This is a genomic window from Variovorax boronicumulans, assembly GCF_030812215.1.
In the GTDB taxonomy this organism is placed as follows: Bacteria; Pseudomonadota; Gammaproteobacteria; order Burkholderiales; family Burkholderiaceae_C; genus Variovorax; species Variovorax boronicumulans_C.
On record NZ_JAUSSG010000027.1, the window covers coordinates 1 to 2,747 of the forward strand.

Consider the following 2,747-nt stretch of genomic DNA (forward strand, 5'->3'; position numbering starts at 1 on the left):
GTAAGCGCGCGGTGATCCCGTCTTGAGTTGCGGGCTCGGGTCTATGACGATGGTGTCCACCAAGGATTTAGGTGGACACCTATGGAAGACTCCAAGCGCGTGAGCCGTCGGCGCCACGCGGCCGATCTGAAGCGGCAAGTGCTGGCGGCGTGCGCAGAGCCCGGGGCGTCTGTGGCTCAAGTGGCGCTAGCCCATGGCCTCAACGCCAACCTCGTTCACAAGTGGCGCCGCATGGTCGACGCGGGAGGCATCGCATCGAAGGCCGGCGACCAGCAAGCCGAGTTCGTCTCCCTCACGCTGGCGCCAGGTCCCAGCGTCGTAAATGACATCCACCTTGAGCTTCGCCGCGGTGCGATCGCGGTGAACGTGACATGGCCGTTGAGCGCGTCAGGCCAATGCGCCGCCTGGCTGCGCGAGATCCTCAGGTGATCCGGGTCGACGCGCTGTGGCTGGCCGTCGAGCCGTTGGATATGCGCGCAGGCACCGAAGCGGCACTGGCGCGCGTGGTGCGTGTCTTCGGCGCCGCGCGCCCGCACCACGCCTATCTGTTCGCCAACCGGCGTGCGAATCGCATGAAGGTCCTGGTGCACGACGGAATCGGCATCTGGCTGTCGGCACGACGTCTGCACCAGGGCAAGTTCGTCTGGCCCAAGGACAGCGGCACCACCCTCAGCCTGACCCCTCCCCAGTTCGACGCGCTGGTGCTCGGACTGCCGTGGCAGCGGATCGGTGAAGCTGGAGTGATTTGCATGCTGTAGTGCAATTGCCGAATGTGCTGATGCGTGGGCACGCACGCTGGGGCACCATCACCTTCCGTGATCGACACGGCCGACCTTGACCACCTGAACGCGCAGCAGCTGCGCGAGTTGGTCCTCTCCCTGAGGAAAGGGGCTGCAGCCGACAAGCTCGAGATCGCACGCCGAGACCACGAGATCGCGTTCAAGCAGGCCGCCATCGACAAGCTCACGCACGAGATGGCCGTGCTCAAGCGGTTGAAGTTCGCCGCCAAGTCCGAAGCCTTCAATGTCGAGCAGAAGAGCCTGCTGGAAGAGACCATCGATGCTGACTTGGCAGCGATGGAGCGTGAGCTGGAACAACTCGCGACCGTGCCGGCTGCGCAGCGTGAGAAGCAACAGCCCAAGCGCCAGGCACTGCCCGCGCACTTGCCGCGCCGGGAGATCCGCCACGAACCCGAGAGCACCACCTGTGCCTGCGGCTGCACCCTCCAGCGCATCGGCGAGGATGTGGCCGAGAAGCTCGACTACCAGCCAGGCGTGTTCAGCGTCGAGCGTCACGTGCGCGGCAAATGGGTCTGCACGAAGTGCGAGACGCTGGTGCAGGCGCCCGTCGCCCCGCACATCGTCGACAAGGGCATCCCGACGACTGGGCTGCTCTCGCAGGTGCTGGTGGGCAAGTACATGGACCACTTGCCGCTGTACAGGCAAGAAGCCATCTTCGGTCGCGCTGGCCTCGCCATATCGCGCTCGACACTGGCCAGCTGGGTCGGGCAGTGCGGCGTGCAGCTACAGCCTCTGGTCGATGCGCTCAAGCGCGAGATGCTCGAAGACCGCGTGCTGCATGCCGACGAGACCCCCGTGGCGATGCTCAAGCCCGGCAACGGCAAGACACACCGGGCTTACCTCTGGAGCTACTGCACGACCAGCTACAGCGCGCTGCGCGCAGTGGTGTTCGACTTCGCCGACAGCCGTGGCGGCCAGCATGCGCGCGCCTTCCTCGGGCTGCCGGGCGAGCATGGCTGGCGCGGCACACTGGTGTGCGACGACTTCAGTGGCTACAAGCCGTGCTTCGAACTGGGCATCACCGAGGCGGGTTGCCTGGCCCATGCAAGGCGCAAGTTCCACGAACTCTGGGCCAATCACGGCAGCCCAGTCGGCGAGCAGGCGCTGAAGTTCTTCGGCGAGCTCTACGCCGTCGAACGCGAGGTCGCCAAGCTTGAGCCTGAGGATCGAAGTCGAATACGACAAGAGAGGTCGCGCAAGGTGGCTGATGCCCTGCAGCAATGGCTCGCCGGCCAACGGCGGCAGGTGCCGGATGGTTCGGCCACGGCCAGGGCAATCGACTACAGCCTCAAGCGCTGGCAGGCGCTCACGCGCTACATCGACGACGGCGATCTGCCGGCGGACAACAACTGGGTGGAGAACCAGATCCGGCCTGTCGCTGTGGGCCGAGGCAATTGGTTGTTCGCCGGGAGCTTGCGCGCGGGCAAACGCGCCGCCGCGATCATGAGCCTCATCCACTCTGCCAGGCTCAACGGGCACGATCCTTACGCGTATCTGCGCGACGTCATGGAACGGCTGCCGACGCAGCCTGCCAGCAAAATTGTTGACCTACTGCCGCCTTGGTGGAACGCGAACTCGATCAAAAACTGACCGCCGTACCCGTGGACTGAACGCGCAGCGAAAAGTATCAATCGGCGCTGTGGTGCCACCCTCTGTCCGCTACGTACAGCTTGACATCTGAGAAGGTTGCGTCCGTGACGTGGTAGAGATACGCGAAGACATAGAGGCCTCCGCAGGCACGATTGATCGTCTCGATGTCATCCAACACGTCGGCGGGAAGCTGCTCCAACCCATGGACGCTCTTCGCAGAACGCGGCTCATGGCCGATGGCCTGCCGTATCCGAGCTGCAAGTTCACCTTCAAGCATGTTCGACACCTTGTTGCACCACAAGAAACGTAGGATAGCAATCGGAGCGGCTGGTCAAGACGACTTCGCCGGTCGCATAC

4 protein-coding genes are annotated in these 2,747 nt (G+C 64.3%); 3 read left to right on the plus strand and 1 reads right to left on the minus strand.

Features of this window, described 5'->3' with window-relative positions; translation table 11 throughout:
- Positions 1-81 precede the first annotated feature (81 nt).
- From tnpA to tnpC, 3 genes are read left to right on the plus strand one after another with little or no spacing between them, the layout of a single operon-like run.
- Complete coding sequence (tnpA, locus tag J2W23_RS31335) at positions 82-429, plus strand: IS66-like element accessory protein TnpA (RefSeq protein WP_307651498.1); 348 nt, start codon at positions 82-84, stop codon at positions 427-429.
- Entirely contained in the window at positions 426-758 is a 333-nt protein-coding gene (gene tnpB / locus J2W23_RS31340; RefSeq protein WP_307651499.1) for an IS66 family insertion sequence element accessory protein TnpB, read from the plus strand. The genes tnpA and tnpB overlap by 4 nt, the downstream gene beginning before the upstream one ends.
- 57 nt (positions 759-815) lie before the next feature.
- Positions 816-2,390 carry an IS66 family transposase gene (gene tnpC / locus J2W23_RS31345; RefSeq protein WP_307651500.1) on the plus strand — a complete coding sequence of 525 codons (1,575 nt, stop codon included), beginning with the start codon at positions 816-818 and terminating at the stop codon, positions 2,388-2,390.
- 37 nt (positions 2,391-2,427) lie between these two features.
- Here tnpC and J2W23_RS31350 read toward each other — a convergent pair whose 3' ends face one another.
- A complete protein-coding gene (locus tag J2W23_RS31350; RefSeq protein ID WP_307651501.1) occupies positions 2,428-2,667 on the minus strand; it encodes a hypothetical protein in 240 nt (79 codons plus the stop codon).
- Positions 2,668-2,747 lie beyond the last annotated feature (80 nt).